The sequence below is a fragment of the Streptomyces sp. Inha503 genome, from assembly GCF_047215865.1.
Taxonomy (GTDB): Bacteria; Actinomycetota; Actinomycetes; order Streptomycetales; family Streptomycetaceae; genus Streptomyces; species Streptomyces lycopersici.
On the sequence record NZ_CP178360.1, the window covers coordinates 7,851,745 to 7,867,410 of the forward strand.

At 72.2% G+C, this 15,666-nt stretch carries 14 protein-coding genes and 1 pseudogene; 7 read left to right on the top strand and 8 right to left on the bottom strand.

The genetic code is table 11. The features are described 5' to 3' along the window. Nucleotides 1-20: 20 nt before the first annotated feature. The 3 genes from ACJX2R_RS33365 to ACJX2R_RS33375 are packed head-to-tail and all read right to left on the bottom strand — an operon-like array spanning nt 21 to nt 3,020. Nucleotides 21-1,175: an Mrp/NBP35 family ATP-binding protein gene (locus ACJX2R_RS33365; RefSeq protein WP_138913950.1), complete on the bottom strand. Its 1,155-nt coding sequence runs from the start codon at nt 1,173-1,175 to the stop codon at nt 21-23. Between the two features lie 41 nt (nt 1,176-1,216). Further along, complete coding sequence (locus ACJX2R_RS33370) at nt 1,217-1,747, bottom strand: DUF1003 domain-containing protein (RefSeq protein ID WP_262703599.1); 531 nt, start codon at nt 1,745-1,747, stop codon at nt 1,217-1,219. Continuing rightward, nucleotides 1,737-3,020 (bottom strand): magnesium transporter MgtE N-terminal domain-containing protein, encoded by a 1,284-nt coding sequence (locus ACJX2R_RS33375; RefSeq protein WP_413103151.1) that lies wholly within the window; start codon nt 3,018-3,020, stop codon nt 1,737-1,739. The genes ACJX2R_RS33370 and ACJX2R_RS33375 overlap by 11 nt, the downstream gene beginning before the upstream one ends. A 200-nt stretch (nt 3,021-3,220) precedes the next feature. On the opposite strand from ACJX2R_RS33375, the gene ACJX2R_RS33380 reads away from it, so the two are divergent. Then, nucleotides 3,221-3,964, top strand: coding sequence for a hypothetical protein (locus ACJX2R_RS33380; protein WP_413103152.1), 744 nt, complete (start codon nt 3,221-3,223; stop codon nt 3,962-3,964). A gap of 277 nt (nt 3,965-4,241) precedes the next feature. Here ACJX2R_RS33380 and ACJX2R_RS33385 read toward each other — a convergent pair whose 3' ends face one another. Continuing rightward, on the bottom strand, nt 4,242-4,787 hold the full coding sequence (locus ACJX2R_RS33385; RefSeq protein WP_413103153.1) for a hypothetical protein: 546 nt from the start codon (nt 4,785-4,787) through the stop codon (nt 4,242-4,244). A gap of 43 nt (nt 4,788-4,830) precedes the next feature. Between ACJX2R_RS33385 and ACJX2R_RS33390 the strand changes: the two genes are divergently transcribed. Beyond that, nucleotides 4,831-5,832 carry a DMT family transporter gene (locus ACJX2R_RS33390; protein ID WP_413103154.1) on the top strand — a complete coding sequence of 334 codons (1,002 nt, stop codon included), beginning with the start codon at nt 4,831-4,833 and terminating at the stop codon, nt 5,830-5,832. Between the two features lie 68 nt (nt 5,833-5,900). Here the strand turns inward: ACJX2R_RS33390 and ACJX2R_RS33395 are convergent, their stop codons facing one another. Beyond that, on the bottom strand, nt 5,901-7,001 hold the full coding sequence (locus ACJX2R_RS33395; RefSeq protein ID WP_020868609.1) for a magnesium and cobalt transport protein CorA: 1,101 nt from the start codon (nt 6,999-7,001) through the stop codon (nt 5,901-5,903). Nucleotides 7,002-7,450: 449 nt separating this feature from the next. On the opposite strand from ACJX2R_RS33395, the gene ACJX2R_RS33400 reads away from it, so the two are divergent. The 4 genes from ACJX2R_RS33400 to ACJX2R_RS33415 all read left to right on the top strand — a co-directional run bounded on the left by ACJX2R_RS33400 (nt 7,451) and on the right by ACJX2R_RS33415 (nt 10,553). Beyond that, a complete protein-coding gene (locus tag ACJX2R_RS33400) occupies nt 7,451-8,056 on the top strand; it encodes a suppressor of fused domain protein (RefSeq protein ID WP_413103155.1) in 606 nt (201 codons plus the stop codon). Between the two features lie 169 nt (nt 8,057-8,225). Continuing rightward, the gene (locus ACJX2R_RS33405; RefSeq protein WP_121824791.1) at nt 8,226-8,867 is read left to right on the top strand and encodes a DUF6758 family protein; all 642 of its coding nucleotides are present in this window, start codon (nt 8,226-8,228) and stop codon (nt 8,865-8,867) included. 135 nt (nt 8,868-9,002) lie between these two features. Continuing rightward, complete coding sequence (locus ACJX2R_RS33410; RefSeq protein ID WP_413103156.1) at nt 9,003-9,857, top strand: PHP domain-containing protein; 855 nt, start codon at nt 9,003-9,005, stop codon at nt 9,855-9,857. A gap of 90 nt (nt 9,858-9,947) precedes the next feature. Continuing rightward, entirely contained in the window at nt 9,948-10,553 is a 606-nt protein-coding gene (locus ACJX2R_RS33415; RefSeq protein WP_413103157.1) for a MarC family protein, read from the top strand. A 73-nt stretch (nt 10,554-10,626) separates the two neighbouring features. Here ACJX2R_RS33415 and ACJX2R_RS33420 read toward each other — a convergent pair whose 3' ends face one another. Next, nucleotides 10,627-10,779, bottom strand: coding sequence for a hypothetical protein (locus ACJX2R_RS33420; protein ID WP_020868604.1), 153 nt, complete (start codon nt 10,777-10,779; stop codon nt 10,627-10,629). Between the two features lie 214 nt (nt 10,780-10,993). On the opposite strand from ACJX2R_RS33420, the gene ACJX2R_RS33425 reads away from it, so the two are divergent. Then, nucleotides 10,994-11,923, top strand: a complete 930-nt coding sequence (locus ACJX2R_RS33425; RefSeq protein ID WP_413103158.1) for an NYN domain-containing protein — start codon at nt 10,994-10,996, stop codon at nt 11,921-11,923. Between the two features lie 113 nt (nt 11,924-12,036). On the opposite strand, the gene ACJX2R_RS33430 is transcribed toward ACJX2R_RS33425, so the two are convergent. Together ACJX2R_RS33430 and ACJX2R_RS33435 are read right to left on the bottom strand one after the other, a co-directional pair. Continuing rightward, nucleotides 12,037-12,903, bottom strand: coding sequence for an alpha/beta fold hydrolase (locus ACJX2R_RS33430; RefSeq protein WP_413103159.1), 867 nt, complete (start codon nt 12,901-12,903; stop codon nt 12,037-12,039). A gap of 126 nt (nt 12,904-13,029) precedes the next feature. Further along, nucleotides 13,030-15,661: pseudogene (locus ACJX2R_RS33435) on the bottom strand (DEAD/DEAH box helicase). Nucleotides 15,662-15,666 lie beyond the last annotated feature (5 nt).

The window sequence follows — 15,666 nt, forward strand, 5'->3', positions numbered from 1 at the left end:
CCGTGGCCGAGCGCGCCCGCTCAGAACTTGTTGCGCGGGGTGACGCCCAGCGACATGCCCGCGAGGCCGCGCTGGCGCCCGCCGATCTTGCCCGCGATCGCCTTGAGCGCGCTGCCCGCCGGGGAGTCGGGGTCGGTCAGCACGACCGGCTTGCCCTCGTCGCCGCCCTCGCGCAGCCGTACGTCGATCGGGATGGCGCCCAGCACGGGCACCGTCGTACCGGTGGTCCGGCTGAGTCCGTCGGCGACCACCTGGCCACCGCCGGTGCCGAAGACGTCGACCATCTCGTCGCAGTGCGGGCAGGGCAGCCCGGACATGTTCTCCACCACGCCGACGATCTTCTGATGGGTCTGGACGGCGATCGCGCCGGCCCGCTCGGCGACCTCGGCGGCGGCCTGCTGCGGAGTGGTCACCACCAGGATCTCGGCGTTGGGCACCAGCTGGGCGACGGAGATCGCGATGTCACCGGTGCCCGGGGGGAGGTCGAGCAGCAGCACATCGAGGTCGCCCCAGTAGACATCGGCCAGGAACTGCTGGAGCGCGCGGTGCAGCATCGGCCCGCGCCAGACCACCGGGGCGTTCCCCGGGGTGAACATCCCGATCGAGATGACCTTCACGCCGTTCGCCGACGGCGGCATGATCATGTTCTCGACCTGGGTGGGCCGTCCGTCGGCGCCCAGCATGCGGGGCACCGAGTGGCCGTAGATGTCGGCGTCCACCACGCCGACCTTGAGCCCGTCCGCGGCCAGCGCGGCGGCCAGGTTGACCGTCACCGAGGACTTGCCGACCCCGCCCTTGCCGGAGGCCACCGCGTAGACCCGGGTCAGCGAGCCGGGCTTGGCGAAGGGCACCTCGCGCTCGGCCTGGCCGCCGCGCAGCGAGGCGGCCAGCTCACGCCGCTGCTCGTCGCTCATCACCTCGAGGTCGACCGTGACTCCGGTCACACCCTCGACCCCGGCGACCGCGGTCCGCACATTGCCGGTGATCGTGTCCCGCATCGGACAGCCGGAGACCGTGAGGTAGACCACCACGGCGACCGAGCCATCCGCCGCGATCTCGACGGATTTGACCATGCCGAGCTCGGTGATCGGCTTGTGGATCTCCGGGTCGTTGACCGTCGCGAGCGCGGCGCGTACCGCGTCTTCGCTCGGTGCTGGGAGGGTGTCGGTAGCCATACGGAGATGGTACGGCGCCGTGGGCGGGGCGCGGACGGCCGTCAGCGGTCGCGTTCCTCACTCGGCCGGGGTTCGCCATGGCCGCCCGGCCGCGGGGCGCTCCGGCCGCCGTCCGGCCCCTGGCGCAGGTCCGCCAGCTGGTCACGGAGCCAGTCGCGGGTGGCCACCTCGCCCAGCCCCGTCCGCAGCGCCGCGATCTCCCGGGTGAGGAACTCGGTGTCGGCGATGGACCGTTCGTTCTGCTTGCGGTCCTGTTCGAGATTGACCCGGTCGCGGTCGGCCTGCCGGTACTGGGCCAGCAGGATCAGCGGGGCGGAGTACGACGCCTGGAGCGAGAGCATCAGCGTCAGGAAGATGAACGGGAACGGGTCGAACCGCAGCCGCGGCGGCGCCAGGATGTTCCAGAGCAGCCATAAGGCGACGAAGGCCGTCATCCAGGCGATGAACCGCCCGGTGCCCAGGAAGCGCGCGATCCGCTCCGACGCCTTGCCGAACGCCTCGGGGTCCCAGCGCGGCAGCGGGCTGCGGCGCCGCGCCTTGGGCCGGTCCAGACGGCCGCCGTCACCGTCCATCGGCGGCCTCCGGCAGGGCCATCCCGGCGTGCAGCTCGCGCTCCCGCCAGTCGGACGGCAGCAGATGGTCCAGGACGTCGTCGACCGTCACCGCGCCGAGCAGCGAGCCGGTCTCGTCCACGACGGGCGCCGCGAGCAGGTTGTACGTGGCCAGATGGCCGGCGATGACGTGTAGCGGGGTGTCCGGCGGCAGTGTCGGCAGATCGGAGTCGACGGCCGCGCCGACGAGGGTGAACGGCGGGTCGCGCAGCAGCCGTTGGAAGTGGATGATGCCCAGGTAGCGCCCGGTGGGCGTCTGGTCGGGCGGGCGGCAGACATAGACCTGGGCGGCGAGCGCGGGGGTCAGGTCCTGGTCGCGCACCCGGGCGAGCGCGTCCGCGACGGTGGCGTCCGGGCGCAGCACGATCGGCTCGGTGGTCATCAGACCGCCCGCCGACCCCTCCTCGTACGACATCAGCCGTCGCATGTCAGCCGCGTCCCGGGGGCGCATCAGGTCCAGCAGCCGCTCCTTGTCGGGCTCGGGGAGCTCGGAGAGCAGATCGGCCGCGTCATCGGGGTCCATGGCCTCCAGGACGTCGGCGGCGCGCTCCTCCTTGAGCTTGCCGAGGATCTCCACCTGGTCGTCGTCGGGCAGCTCCTCCAGGACGTCCGCGAGCCGTTCGTCGTCCAGGGCGGCCGCCACCTCGCCCCGGCGCTTGGCGGACAGATGGTGCAGCACATTGGCCAGGTCGGCGGGGCGCAGCTGCTCGAAGGTGGCCAGCAGGTTCTCCGCGCCCTGCCCCTGCTCCTCCAGCGAGAAGCCGGTGACCGACGACCAGTCCACGGTCAGCGCCTCGCCGCGGCGGCGCAGCGCGCGGGTCCTGCCGCGGCGGACGAAGACCTTGTCGACCTCCCAGTCCCGGCGTGCGGGCAGCTGGCTCATCGCCACGTCCAGGACCGTCACCGGCTCATCGGTCTCGACCAGCCGCACGGTGCGGTCGAGCAGTTCGCCGAGGACCAGGGTCTCGGTGGGGCGCTGTTCGAAGCGGCGCATGTTGAGCACACCGGTGGTGATGACCTGGCCGGACTCCACGCCGGTCACCCGGGTCATGGGCAGGAAGATCCGGCGGCGGCCGACCACCTCGACCACCAGGCCGAGCACCCGCGGCGGGCGGCCGGCCAGCCGCAGCATCGCCACGACATCGCGCACCCGCCCCACCTGGTCGCCGTTCGGGTCGAAGACGGCGACGCCCGCGAGATGCGAGACGAAGACCCGGGGGGTGCCTGCCGGCATGCCCTGCCTCCCCTCGTACCTGAGGCTTCCTTGTCAGGTTTCGTGGTCATTCAAGGCAATGATCCGCTCTTCACCGGGTTCAGGCTAACGTGCCCGCACCTGCCCTGCCGCCGGGCGAGGGCATCGCGGCACTCTGCGGACACCACGGGGCGGCACCGGTACGCTGCCCTACTGCACCGGCATCAGGAGGCAGAGCGGACGTGCGCACCCGGAACAGGGCTGTCGTTACGGCGATGTGCGCGGGGTTGGCCGCCACGCTCGCCGCGTGTGGCGGCGGCGGGGAGAAGGACCCCGACGCGGGGACGAACGGTGTGGGAAAGCTCCCCGCCACGAAGATCGAGAGCAAGGCCCGTCAGGCGGCCGGCGGCGCGAAATCGGTGCGGCTCTCCGGCAACCTCGTCACCAGCGGAGCCACCTACAAGCTGAACATGCGGCTCAACGCCGACGGCGGCACGGGCCAGGTGTCCAGCAAGGGCTCCAGCTTCGAGCTGCTGCGCGTCGGCAAGGAGCTCTACCTCAAGGCCGACGCGGGCTTCTGGTCGCACGACGGCGAGAGCGGTGGCGGCGACGCGGACAACGCGGCAGGCAAGCTGGACAACAAGTATGTGAAGGTCCCCTCCGGCGACCCCTCCTACGAGCGGCTCAGCGGTTTCACCGATATGAAGCTGCTGCTCGACGGGTTGCTCGGACTGCACGGCAAGATCACCGCGGGTGACCACGGGCGGGTGGACGGCGTGCGGACGATCACCATCAGCGCCGGTAAGGCCGGTGAGGGCGGCTCACTCGACGTCTCCCTGGAGGGAAGGCCATATCCGCTGCGGTTGCGGCGGGCGGGCGGCGCGGGGGTGATCCGGCTCGCGGACTGGAACGAGGGCTTCAAGCTGACCGCCCCGGAGAAGGGCCATGTGCTCGACTACGGGCAGCGGATCCCGGAGACGCCTTAGGCGCGTGCGCGCCTGTAGGGCTCCAAGGGCGCGTCCTTACCGGCGCCAGTCGGCTGGCGGGTGCCCGACGGATCGTGACGCTGCGGCGGGCTGTTCCCCTCCCCGCCCCTTCCCTCATCTGGGCCCCGCCCCAGACCCCGGGTCCAGGGGCGGAGCCCCTGCCACGCGGCGGAGCCGCATACCGGTACCGCGGGAAGGGGCGGGGGCAGCAACGATTGCGGCCCCGCCCGTGGTCCGCCGGACACTCCGTAGGGCAGTCCTTACGGGCGTCAGCTCGCTAGGACGCGTCCCTACGGGTGTCACGGGTCCGCTTCTTGCGGCGGGCCAGGAGCTTGGGGAGCGCCGCCGGGATCGGGCGGCGGGTGATCGCGGGGGACGGCAGCGGGGCCGCCGCCAGGGAGCCGGTGGGGTGCTCGGCGAGCGCCCCGGACGCGGGCTCCAGCCGCAGCACCCGGCATTCACGGGCCCAGCGCTCCGCGATGTGGTCGGCGTCCGCCGCGTTCAGCCGCTTGCCCTTGAGCTCGTCGACCGTCGCGGTCCACGCCTCGCCGCCCGGGGTCAGCTCGACCACCCGGGCGGACCAGCTCACCAGGCGGCCGCCCTTGTCCTTGCTGCGCACGGTCACGGTCGCGCTGCCTCCGTCGGCCAGCCCGAGGTCCGTGAGGGGCTGTTCGTCGGGGCCGTCCCCGACCAGGCAGACCGCGCTCTCGTGCCAGATGTGCCACAGGGCGCGCGGGGCACCCTCGGTGCCCTGGACCCAGATGAGGGCGGACTTCTTGGCCGCCTCCTCGACAAGGGCACGGTCCATCGGCGTCTGCGTCATGCCGACAGCCTAGGCCAGCTACGCATCCGTACCAGCCCGTGAAATGTCAGTTCCGTCGCACGGCCACGCGCCTTACCCTGGCCGCGTGCCCACCGCCCGTGCCGCCCGCGCCTCAGCCCCCGCCGCCACGCCCACCGCACCCGGTGACGGCGGCCGCTTCCACAGCGGTCCCGTGGATGTAGCGCTCCTTACGGTCGCCATCGCCGGGGTCTCGCTCTCCGCGCCGCTGGCCGCCGCGACGGTGGCGCCCGCGCTCGCCATCGCCTTCTGGCGCAACGCCATGGCGGTCGGCGCGCTCACCCCGCTCGCCCTGTGGCGCCACCGGGGCGAGCTGCGCGGGATGGGCCGCCGGACGGCGCTGCTTTCGATCGGGGCGGGGGCGCTGCTCGCGGTGCACTTCGGGGCCTGGCTGCCGAGCCTGCACATGACCTCCGTGGCCTCCTCGACCGCGCTGGTGACCACGACCCCCATCTGGACGGCGCTGCTGCTGCGGCTGCGCGGCCACCGCCCGCCCACGCTCGCCTGGCTGGGTACGGGCCTGGCGATCCTCGGTGTGGTGATCCTCACCGGGGTCGACCTGTCCGCCTCGCCGCGCGCCCTGCTGGGCGACGGGCTCGCGCTGCTGGGCGGAGTCGCGGCGGCCGGGTACGTGCTGCTCGGGGCGGAGGTGCGCCGCTCGGTGAGCACCACCGCGTACGCCTACGTCTGCTACACCACCACCAGCGTGCTCCTGCTGCTGACGTGCCTGGTGGCGGGCGCGGAGCTGGGCGGCTACAGCGGCACCACCTGGCTGCGGCTGGCCGCGCTGACGGTCACCGCGCAGCTGCTGGGGCACACCCTCATCAACCGGGTGGTCAAGGGCCTCGGCCCGTCCGTCACCTCGACCGCGATCCTGCTGGAGACGCCGGGGGCGGCCCTGATCGCGGCCCTGTGGCTGGGCCAGATGCCGCCCGTCGCCGCCTACCCGGCACTCGCGGTGATCCTCGGCGGGCTCGCGCTGGTCATCATGGCGGACGGGAAGGGCGCGTCGAACGCACCCGGCTGAGGAGCGAGGGTCCGGCTGAGCTGATGAGCGAGGGCCCAACCCACCTGGTGAGGGCCCGCCGCCCGGCCCTACAGCCAGCCGTTGCGCTTGAAGCCGCGGTGGATCGCGAAGCAGATGCCCACCGTGACCACGAGCACGGTCGGGTAGCCGAACTTCCAGCGCAGCTCCGGCATGTAGTCGAAGTTCATGCCGTAGATCCCCGCGATCATCGTCGGCACGGCGAAGATCGCCGCCCAGGACGTGATCTTCCGCATGTCCTCGTTCTGCGCGACCGTGGCCTGCGCCAGATTGGCCTGGAGGATCGAGTTCAGCAGGTCGTCGAAGGCCAGCACCTGCTCGTTGACCCGCGCCAGATGGTCCGCGACATCCCGGAAGTACTTCTGGATGTCCGGGTCCACCAGCCGCATCGGACGCTCGCTCAGCAGTTGCATCGGCCGCAGCAGCGGTGAGACGGCCCGCTTGAACTCGAGGACCTCGCGCTTGAGCTGGTAGATCCGGCCGGCGTCGCCGCCCCGCCGGGAGGTCGCGGCGGAGAAGACGTCGATCTCGACCTCGTCGATGTCGTCCTGGACGGCGTCGGCGACCGCGAGATAGCCGTCGACCACCTGGTCGGCGATGGCGTGCAGCACCGCCGAGGGGCCCTTGGCGAGCAGTTCCGGGTCCTGCTGGAGCCGGTGGCGCAGGGCGCGCAGCGAGCCCTGACCGCCGTGCCGGACGGTCACGATGAAGTTCCGGCCGGTGAAGCACATCACCTCACCGGTCTCCACGACCTCGCTGGTCGAGGTGAGTTCGGCGTGCTCCACGTAGTGGATGGTCTTGAAGACGGTGAAGAGGGTGTCGTCGTACCGCTCCAGCTTGGGCCGCTGATGGGCCTGCACCGCGTCCTCGACCGCGAGCGGGTGCAGCCCGAACTCCTGGGCGATCCCGGCGAACTCGCGCTCGGTCGGCTCGTGCAGCCCGATCCAGGCGAACCCGCCCTCCTCGCGGACCCGTTCCATGGCCTTCGCGGGGCTGACGTGTTCGCTGACCCGCTTGCCGTCGCGGTAGACCCCGCAGTCGACCACGGCGCTGGTGACCGACGGGTCACGCGTCGCGTCGTAGTCGCTGGCGGTACGGGAACGGCGCAGGGCGGGCCGAACGGCTGCGCGCAGGTCACGGATCATCGACATGACGGGCTCCTTCACAGGCCGGCCGTCAGCGGCGGGCGCGCGGCGCAGCGCAGCGCCCGGAAGGTGGACGTACGACATCCGGTGCCCGTACGTCCGCAAAGCGGGTGGCGCTCCGTGCGATGGCGCTGACGGAAGGTTCTTCGGAACTGAACAAAGCGGTACGAAGGCGCTCTACCGTCAGATGCCCTGGATGCGAGTGGGCTTCGCGTGTTTCACCGTCGAGCGGCGGGGTACGGAAGGCTCAGATCATGAAGTCGCATACCGAGGGGAAACGACGGGAGAACTGTCGGTACTGCACGGTCGACTAGGATCCACCGCAGCCCCACCTCCTCCGGCCGGTCCCCCATGAGGGACGATCTGTAACTCCCTGGGCAGGGATTAAGGCTATCAGTCGGCTGAACCGTTACGTCGCCGCTTTGCCTGTTCGATACGCGATCTATGCTCACCGCATGTCAGACGTTCTTCAGCTGGTCGAGGCCCGGTTGATCACCGCGCTGGGCGAGCCGGACGCCCGCGCCGCCGTCACCTTCGTCGGTACGGACCGCATTGAGGTGCTGCGATTCCGCGATGAGAGCGATGTGATCCGCTACGCCACGCTCGGCATGTCGGACCACCCGATGACCAGTCCGACCGCCGCCGTCGCCGATCCGCTGCGCGGGCCGCGCGCCGAGCTGGTGCTGACCGTGAGGACGGGCGGTTCCGGTCCCGACCTCTCCGTCCTCGACGAGGTGCTCCGCCCGCTCGCCGTGCTGGCCGCCTCGCCCCAGGTCGAGGGGGTCGTGGTGACCCCAGGCGCGTCGCTGGACCTCGGCGGGCCGCTGTGGCCCGGGGCGCCCTTCAGCTCCGTCCTGGTGGCAGAACCGGGCGGGCTGGTCGAGGACTTGGAGCTGCTGGAGCCCCTGGAGCCGGTGCGCTTCCTGCCGATGCTGCCGATGACCGCGAACGAGGCGGCGTGGAAGCGGGTGCACGGCGCCGGCGCCCTCCAGGACCGCTGGCTGCGGCACGGCACGGATCTGCGCGACCCGGTGCGGACCGGGGTGCCGCTGTCGGGCTGAGACCCGTGCTGAGACCCTTGCTGAGACCCGTACGGAAGCCCCGCGATGCCCCGGGAGTGGTGCTGGACGATGACCGCGGCGGGGCCGGACGGGAACTGGTGCGGGAAGTGGCCTCCGGACGGGTGATCGTCCTTGACGCGGCGACGACCGGGGAGGACCGTGGGGCCCTATGAGGGGCGAACCCAGTTGCCCGAAGTGCGGTGGCCGGGTGCGAGCGCCCGGTCTCTTCGCCGACTCCTGGCAGTGCGGTGTGCACGGCACGGTGCACCCCCTCCAGCCGGTCGTCCCGCCGAGCGTCGAAGCACTCGTGGTCGTCACCAACCGCGCCCGGGTGCCCGTATGGATGCCGTGGCCGCTGCCCGTGGGCTGGCTGTTCACCGGTGTGGCCTGCGCCGGGGACGACCGCAGCGGCGGCCGCGCCACCGCCGTGGCCTGCTCAGGACCCGGACCGCTGGGCGGCCCGGGTGAGCTGCTGCTGATCGCCGAGGAGCTGGGCGTCGGCCTCGGCGCGCGTTTCGCGGGCCTCCCGGGCCCCGATCCGGGGCCGGGGATGCGGGTGGACAAGCCGCCGCACGTCAAGGTGCTGGCCGCCGGGCGGCCCACCCCGCTGTGGCATGTCGAGGGCACCCCGGACGACCGCGCGGTCTTCGCGGGCGAGGCGTGCGGGCTGTGGCTGTGGGCGGTCGTCTGGCCCGAGCAGACCGGGCTGCTGATGTACGACGAGATGGTGCTCACCGATCTGCGGGACGCGGGGGCCGAGGTCGACCTGGTGCCCTGCGGGGCGCTCTCCCCGAGGCTGCTCTCGCCCTGAGCCCTCTCACCGCCGGTCTTCGCCGTCGGCTGGTGGGTCATGCACAGGTCAGGGCCGCCGACGTGGGCAGCCGCTGGCGTGGTTATGCTGGGGCGTCCCCTCGGTCCACCCCGAACGCAGCTTGGAGCCCGTGCCGTGCGCATCGATCTGCACACCCACTCCACTGCGTCGGACGGTACGGACACCCCCGCCGAGCTGGTACGGAACGCCGCCGCCCAGGGTCTGGACGTCGTCGCGCTCACCGATCACGACACCGTCGGCGGCTATGAGGAGGCGACGAAGGCGCTGCCCTCCGGACTGACGCTGGTCACCGGGGCCGAGCTGTCCTGCCGTCTCAACGGGGTCAGCCTGCACATGCTGGCGTACCTCTTCGACCCGGCCGAGCCCGAGCTGGCGCGCGAGCGCGAGCTGGTGCGCGACGACCGGGTGCCCCGGGCCCGGGCGATGGTCGCGAAGCTGCGCGAGCTGGACGTGCCGATCACCTGGGAGCGGGTGGCGGAGATCGCCGGGGACGGGGCCGTCGGACGGCCGCACATCGCCACCGCGCTGGTCGAGCTGGGCGTCGTGGAGAGCGTCTCGGACGCCTTCACCCAGGATTGGCTGGCCGACGGCGGCCGGGCGCATGTGGAGAAGCACGAGCTGGACCCGTTCGAGGCGATCCGGTTGATCAAGGGTGCCGGCGGGGTCGCGGTCTTCGCGCATCCGCTGGCCGTCAAGCGTGGCCAGTGCGTCCCGGAGAGCGCGATCGGCGAGCTGGCGGCGGCGGGTCTCGACGGTATCGAGGTCGACCATATGGACCACGCCGAGGACACCCGCGCCCGGCTGCGCGGTCTCGCCGCCGAGCTCGGCGTGCTCACCACCGGCTCCAGCGACTACCACGGCAGCCGTAAGACCTGTCGGCTCGGCGAGTACACGACCGACCCCGAGATCTACGGGGAGATCGTCCGCCGGGCGACCGGGGCCTTCCCGGTGCCGGGCGCGGGCGGCTGAGCCCCCGCTTCGCTCTCCACTCCGTCTTCCCTTCGTCCCCCTTACCGCATCAGCACCGCACCGCTGCTCGTCCTCGCAAGGCCATTCACCGTGTTCGACGTCGCCGTCTTCGGCTCCCTCTTCCTCACCCTGTTCGTGATCATGGACCCGCCGGGCATCACGCCCATCTTCCTGGCGCTGACCTCGGGCCGCCCGGTCAAGGTGCAGCGCCGGATGGCGGGCCAGGCGGCGGCCGTCGCCTTCGGCGTCATCGCCGTCTTCGGCATCGGGGGTCAGCAGATCCTCGACTATCTGCACGTCTCGGTCCCCGCGCTGATGATCGCGGGCGGCCTGCTGCTCCTGCTGATCGCGCTCGATCTGCTCACCGGTAAGAACGACGAGCCGACCCAGACCAAGGACGTCAATGTCGCGCTCGTCCCGCTCGGCATGCCGCTGCTGGCCGGGCCGGGCGCGATCGTCTCGGTGATCCTCGCCGTCCAGCACGCCCGTGGGATCGGCGATCAGATTGCGGTGTGGACCGCGATCGCGGCTATGCATGGCGTGCTCTGGGTCACCATGCGCTACTCGCTGCTGATCATCCGCGTGATCAAGGAGGGGGGAGTGGTACTGGTCACCCGGCTGTCCGGCATGATGCTCTCCGCCATCGCGGTCCAGCAGATCATCAACGGCGTCATCCAGGTGGCCCACACCGCCTGACACGCGCGAGCGCCCCCGTACCGTCTGTACGGGGGCGCTCGACGCTCTGTGCTGCTGGGAGGGCCTTACGGCACTACCGGGCGGCGGTGTCGGCTGGACGGATGTAGATGCGCTGGCCGATTGCGGCGGCCTGCTGCACGATCCGGTTGACGGAGGCGGCGTCTACGACAGTGCTCTCGATGGCGCTGCCATCGATGTCGTCAAGGCGCATGATCTCGAAGCGCAAGGCTTCTCCCTTCGTCTGATCCTCCTGAAGGAGAACTGATGTGTACGGAGTCGCGCGGCGTCGGTGCCGCGCGCTCCTGTACGTGTTCAACCAGAGGGTCCCCCGAAAACATTCCCTACGCTAATAAAATTTTTTCGCAGCCTAAGTATCCGCTGGTAGCGGGGGCGGGGTCCGGTTGTGTCCCTCACGGAGCCGCCCGGAGAATGAACCGCGTATGAGTGAGACCATGCCTCCGGGCCCACAAGACCTCGCCTCGATCGTCGCGGGCATCGAGCGCACGAACGAGCTGCTCCAGCGCGTACTCGCCGAGGTCGCGACCACGCCCTCGACACACGCGATCTTCGTGGACGCGGGGTATGTCTATGCGGCCGCCGGGCGGCTGGTCGCGGGCACGGAGGACCGCCGGGCGTTCGAGCTGGACGCCGAGGGGCTCATCGAGGCGTTCATCGACAAGGCACGCACGATCTTCCCGGACAGCAGGCTGCTGCGCGTCTACTGGTTCGACGGCGCCCGGCGCCGGATCCACACCCCGGAGCAGCAGGGCATCGCGGAGCTGCCCGACGTCAAGGTCCGGCTCGGCAACCTCAACGCCAACAACCAGCAGAAGGGCGTCGACTCGCTCATCCGCTCCGACCTGGAATCCCTCGCCCGCCACCGCGCCATCGGCGACGCCGTGCTGATCGGCGGCGACGAGGACCTGGTCTCCGCCGTCGAGGCGGCCCAGGGCTATGGCGCACGCGTCCACCTCTGGGGCATCGAGGCCCTCGACGGGCGCAACCAGGCCGAGCCGCTGCTGTGGGAGGTCGACAGCCAGCGCACCTTCGACCTCGACTTCTGCAAGCCGTACGTCACCCGGCGCGCCACCGGCTACGAGCCGAACGGCGACGCGCCCCTGTGCGGGCCCGCCCCGACCCGGGACGAGGTGCGGTTCATCGGGGCGCAGATCGCCGCCCAGTGGCTGTCCTCACGCGGCCGTGAGACCCTCGCCGAGCTGCTGCCGGGCCATCCGTATCTGCCCGGCTCCGTGGACCAGGAGCTGCTGATCGACGCGGAGGGGCTGCTGCGGCTCTCGCTGCGCGCCCACGCCGATCTGCGGCGGGCCCTGCGGGACGGCTTCTGGGAGCATCTGCAAGCGCAGTACTGAGGCTGTCGGGGCTCCGGGTGGGCTTCGGGCGGGCTCCGGGGCGGGCTTCGGGCCCAGCCGACGTCTTAGCGCCGCTCAGCCGAGGGCTCAGCGCTCAGCCCACGTCTCAGTGGTCAGCCCACGTCGCGCCAGAAGGAGATCAGGGCGTCGGCGGTGGGATGGGCCCGTTCGGCGTTGGGGGAGTGCCCGGCCCCCTCAATTACGGTCCGGCGGGCGGCCAGCCGATCGGCCATCTCGTCCATCAGCGGCACCGGCCAGGCGTAGTCCGCCTCGCCCGACAGCACATGGACGCGCAGCCGCAGCGCCGCCAGCTCATCGACCCGGTCCGGCTCGTCGGACAGCTGCCGCCCGGTGACGATCAGCTGCTCCGGGACGGTGCCCAGCCAGCGCTGATGCAGGAAATCCGCGACCCCGGGCGGTGTCGACTCATCGGCAGCCTCGGGCGGATCCAGCTCGCGCATCGCCTGCCATACGGACTCCATGTCCATCACGGTCAGCGCGTCGATCAGCAGCTTGATCCGGGCGCGCTGCGGGGCGGAGATGGCCGCCGGGCCGGAACTCATGATCGTCAGCGAGGCGAACGCCCCCGGATCGCGCAGTGCGGCGGTCCGCGCGATCAGCCCGCCGAGCGAATGCCCGAGCACATGGACGGGGTCCTCGGTCGCCGCGCTCAGGGCGGTGACCTGTGCGAGCAGATCCTGCGCCAGCTCGTCCTGGGCGTACGCGGCCTCCTTACGGGGGCCGGGGCTCTCGTGCTGCCCTCGGCCGTCGACGGCGACGGCCCGGAAACCGGCCGCGGCGAGCGGCTCCAGCAGCGCGATGAAGTCCTCCTTGCTCCCGGTGAACCCCGGGACCAGCAGAACGGTCCCGCGCGCCGCCGAAGCGGGCCGCGCGTCATGGACGGCGAACTCGCCGCGCGCGGTCCGGAGGCGGTACGCACGGGCGCTCGCGGGCAGTGTGAGAAAGGGCGGCCTGCTCATGGGACGAGGCTATACAGCCCGTGGGAAACGGCACATGAACGCCCAGGGGCCCGTACCGCGGTGTCGCGGGACGGGCCCCTGGACGTGTTGCCGTGCCGTAGCGCCATGGTGTGGCGTTGTGCTGGGTCAGCCCTCGACCGTGGCCTCGACGGCCTCGGCCGTCTTGGCGCGCGTACGGCGCCGCGGCTTGGCGGGCGCGGCCTCGGCCTCGTCCGCCGCCGGTGCCGCCGTGGCGGCCTTGGCGCGCGTGCGGCGCCGTGGCTTGGCGGCCTCGTCGGCGTCGGCGGCCTCGGTGGTGCCTTCGGCGGTCGCGACAGCGGCCTCCGCGGCCTTCGTCGCCTTGGCGCGGGTGCGCCGCGGCTTGGCGGGAGCCTCGGCGGCCTCCGCCTCCGGCTGCGCGTCGACGGTGTCGGCCTTGGCGGCGGCGCGAGTGCGGCGCCGGGGCTTGGCCTCCTCCGTCGCACCTTCGGCCGTCTCGACGGCGGCTTCGGCCGCTTCGGTGGCCTTACGGGTGCGGCGGCGCGGCTTGGCGGGGGCCTCGGCGGTCTCGGCGGCGTCCACCGCGTCCGTCGTCCCTTCGGCCGTCTCCACGGCGGCCTGGGCCGTCTCGGTGGCCTTACGGGTGCGACGCCGGGGCTTGGTCTCCTCCGTCGCGCCCTCGGCCGTCTCGACGGCGGCTTCGGCCGCTTCGGTGGCCTTACGGGTGCGGCGGCGCGGCTTGGCGGGGGCCTCGGCGGTCTCGGCGGCGTTCACCGGTTCCGTCGTGCCCTCGGCCGCTTCCGCGACGGTCTGGGCGGTCTCGGTGGCCTTACGGGTGCGGCGTCGGGGCTTGGTCTCCTCCGTCGTGCCCTCGGCCGTCTCGACGGCCTCCGCGGCCTTGGCGCGGGTCCGGCGGCGCGGCTTGGCGGGCGCCTCCACGGCCTCCGGAGCCTCCGCCGTCGTCACAGCCGTCACTGCGGCTTCCGCCGCCTCGGCGGCGTGCGCGGACTCCTCCGTGGCGCCCTCGGCGCCCTCAGCCGTCTCGACAGCCGCTGTGGCCGCCTCGGCGGCCCTCGCGCCCCGCGTGCGGCGGCGGCGCGGCTTGGCGGCGGTGGCGGTGGCCTCGGCGGGCTCCGCCTCCGGCTCGGCCGCCTCCGCCGTGTCGACGGCGGCCGTGGCCGCCTCGGAACCGGCCGTCGCCGTGCCGCCGCGCGTACGGCGGCGTCGGCGGGGCCGACGGGGCTCGGTGGCGCCCTCGGCGGTGTCGGCGGCGGCTTCGGCCGCCACCGCGCCCTCCGGGGCGCCCGCGCCGTCCAGGCTCACACCGCCACGGGTGCGGCGCCGGGGCCGGCGGTTGCGCGCGGGGCGCTCCTCCGCGGCAGGGGCGGCGGCCCGGCGGCCGCGGCCGCCACGGCCCCCGGTCTCGCCCAGGTCCTCGACCTCCTCGGCGGCGAGCCCGGCCCGGGTGCGCTCGGCACGCGGGAGCACACCGGTGGTGCCCTGGGGGATGCTCAGCAGCTCGTAGAGGTGGTCGGAGGTGGAGTACGTCTCCTCCGGGTCGTTGAACGGCAGGTCCAGCGCCTTGTTGATCAGCTGCCAGCGCGGGATGTCGTCCCAGTCGACGAGCGTGATCGCGATGCCCGAGGCGCCCGCGCGACCCGTACGGCCGATGCGGTGCAGATAGGTCTTCTCGTCCTCGGGCGACTGGTAGTTGATCACATGCGTGACGCCCTCGACGTCGATACCGCGCGCGGCGACGTCGGTGCACACCAGCACGTCGACCTTGCCGTTGCGGAAGGCGCGCAGGGCCTGCTCGCGCGCCCCCTGGCCGAGGTCGCCGTGGACCGCGCCGGAGGCGAAGCCACGGCGCGAGAGCTGATCGGCGATGTCGGCGGCGGTGCGCTTCGTACGGCAGAAGATCATCGCGAGGCCGCGGCCATCGGCCTGGAGCACACGCGCCACGACCTCCGGCTTGTCCATGGAGTGGGCGCGGAAGACGTGCTGGGTGGTGTTGGCGACGGTCTGGCCCTCGTCATCCGGCGCGGTGGCACGGATGTGCGTGGGCTGCGACATGTAGCGCCGGGCCAGCGAGATGACCTGGCCCGGCATGGTGGCCGAGAAGAGCATCGTCTGGCGTCTGGCGGGCAGCAGCTGGATGATCTTCTCGACGTCGGGCAGGAAGCCCAGGTCGAGCATTTCGTCGGCCTCGTCCAGGACGAGCGCCTTGACGGCGGAGAGCCGCAGCTTCTTCTGGCCCGCCAGGTCCAGCAGCCGGCCCGGGGTGCCGACGACCACGTCGACGCCCTTCTTCAGGGCCTCGACCTGCGGTTCGTAGGCGCGGCCGCCGTAGATCGACAGGACGCGGACGTCGCGGACCTTACCGGCGGTCAGCAGGTCGTTGGTCACCTGCTGGCACAGCTCGCGGGTTGGGACGACCACGAGCGCCTGCGGGGTGTCGGTCAGCTGCTCGGGCTTGGCCCGGCCGGCCTCGACGTCAGCGGGGACGACGACGCGCTCCAGCAGGGGGAGGCCGAAGCCCAGCGTCTTGCCGGTGCCGGTCTTGGCCTGGCCGATGACGTCGGAGCCGGAGAGGGCGACCGGAAGCGTCATCTCCTGGATGGGGAACGGGGACGTGATGCCGACGGCTTCCAGGGCCTCGGCAGTCTCGGGGAGGATCCCGAGTTCTCGGAAGGTGGTCAGGATGCTTGCCTCTTCTGTGAGCGCGGCGGGAGGCGGCGAAGGGGGTCGCACGGCGCCCGGTTGCACCGGCCTTGGGGATGGCCG

Bases quoted from the DNA above. Each gene is read 5' to 3' on its own strand.
- ACJX2R_RS33365 (WP_138913950.1), bottom strand. From the start codon at position 1,175: ATGGCTACCGACACCCTCCCAGCACCGAGCGAAGACGCGGTACGCGCC.
- ACJX2R_RS33370 (WP_262703599.1), bottom strand. From the start codon at position 1,747: ATGGACGGTGACGGCGGCCGTCTGGACCGGCCCAAGGCGCGGCGCCGC.
- ACJX2R_RS33375 (WP_413103151.1), bottom strand. From the start codon at position 3,020: ATGCCGGCAGGCACCCCCCGGGTCTTCGTCTCGCATCTCGCGGGCGTC.
- ACJX2R_RS33385 (WP_413103153.1), bottom strand. From the start codon at position 4,787: ATGACGCAGACGCCGATGGACCGTGCCCTTGTCGAGGAGGCGGCCAAG.
- ACJX2R_RS33390 (WP_413103154.1), top strand. From the start codon at position 4,831: ATGTCAGTTCCGTCGCACGGCCACGCGCCTTACCCTGGCCGCGTGCCC.
- ACJX2R_RS33395 (WP_020868609.1), bottom strand. From the start codon at position 7,001: ATGTCGATGATCCGTGACCTGCGCGCAGCCGTTCGGCCCGCCCTGCGC.
- ACJX2R_RS33400 (WP_413103155.1), top strand. From the start codon at position 7,451: ATGTCAGACGTTCTTCAGCTGGTCGAGGCCCGGTTGATCACCGCGCTG.
- ACJX2R_RS33405 (WP_121824791.1), top strand. From the start codon at position 8,226: ATGAGGGGCGAACCCAGTTGCCCGAAGTGCGGTGGCCGGGTGCGAGCG.
- ACJX2R_RS33425 (WP_413103158.1), top strand. From the start codon at position 10,994: ATGAGTGAGACCATGCCTCCGGGCCCACAAGACCTCGCCTCGATCGTC.
- ACJX2R_RS33430 (WP_413103159.1), bottom strand. From the start codon at position 12,903: ATGAGCAGGCCGCCCTTTCTCACACTGCCCGCGAGCGCCCGTGCGTAC.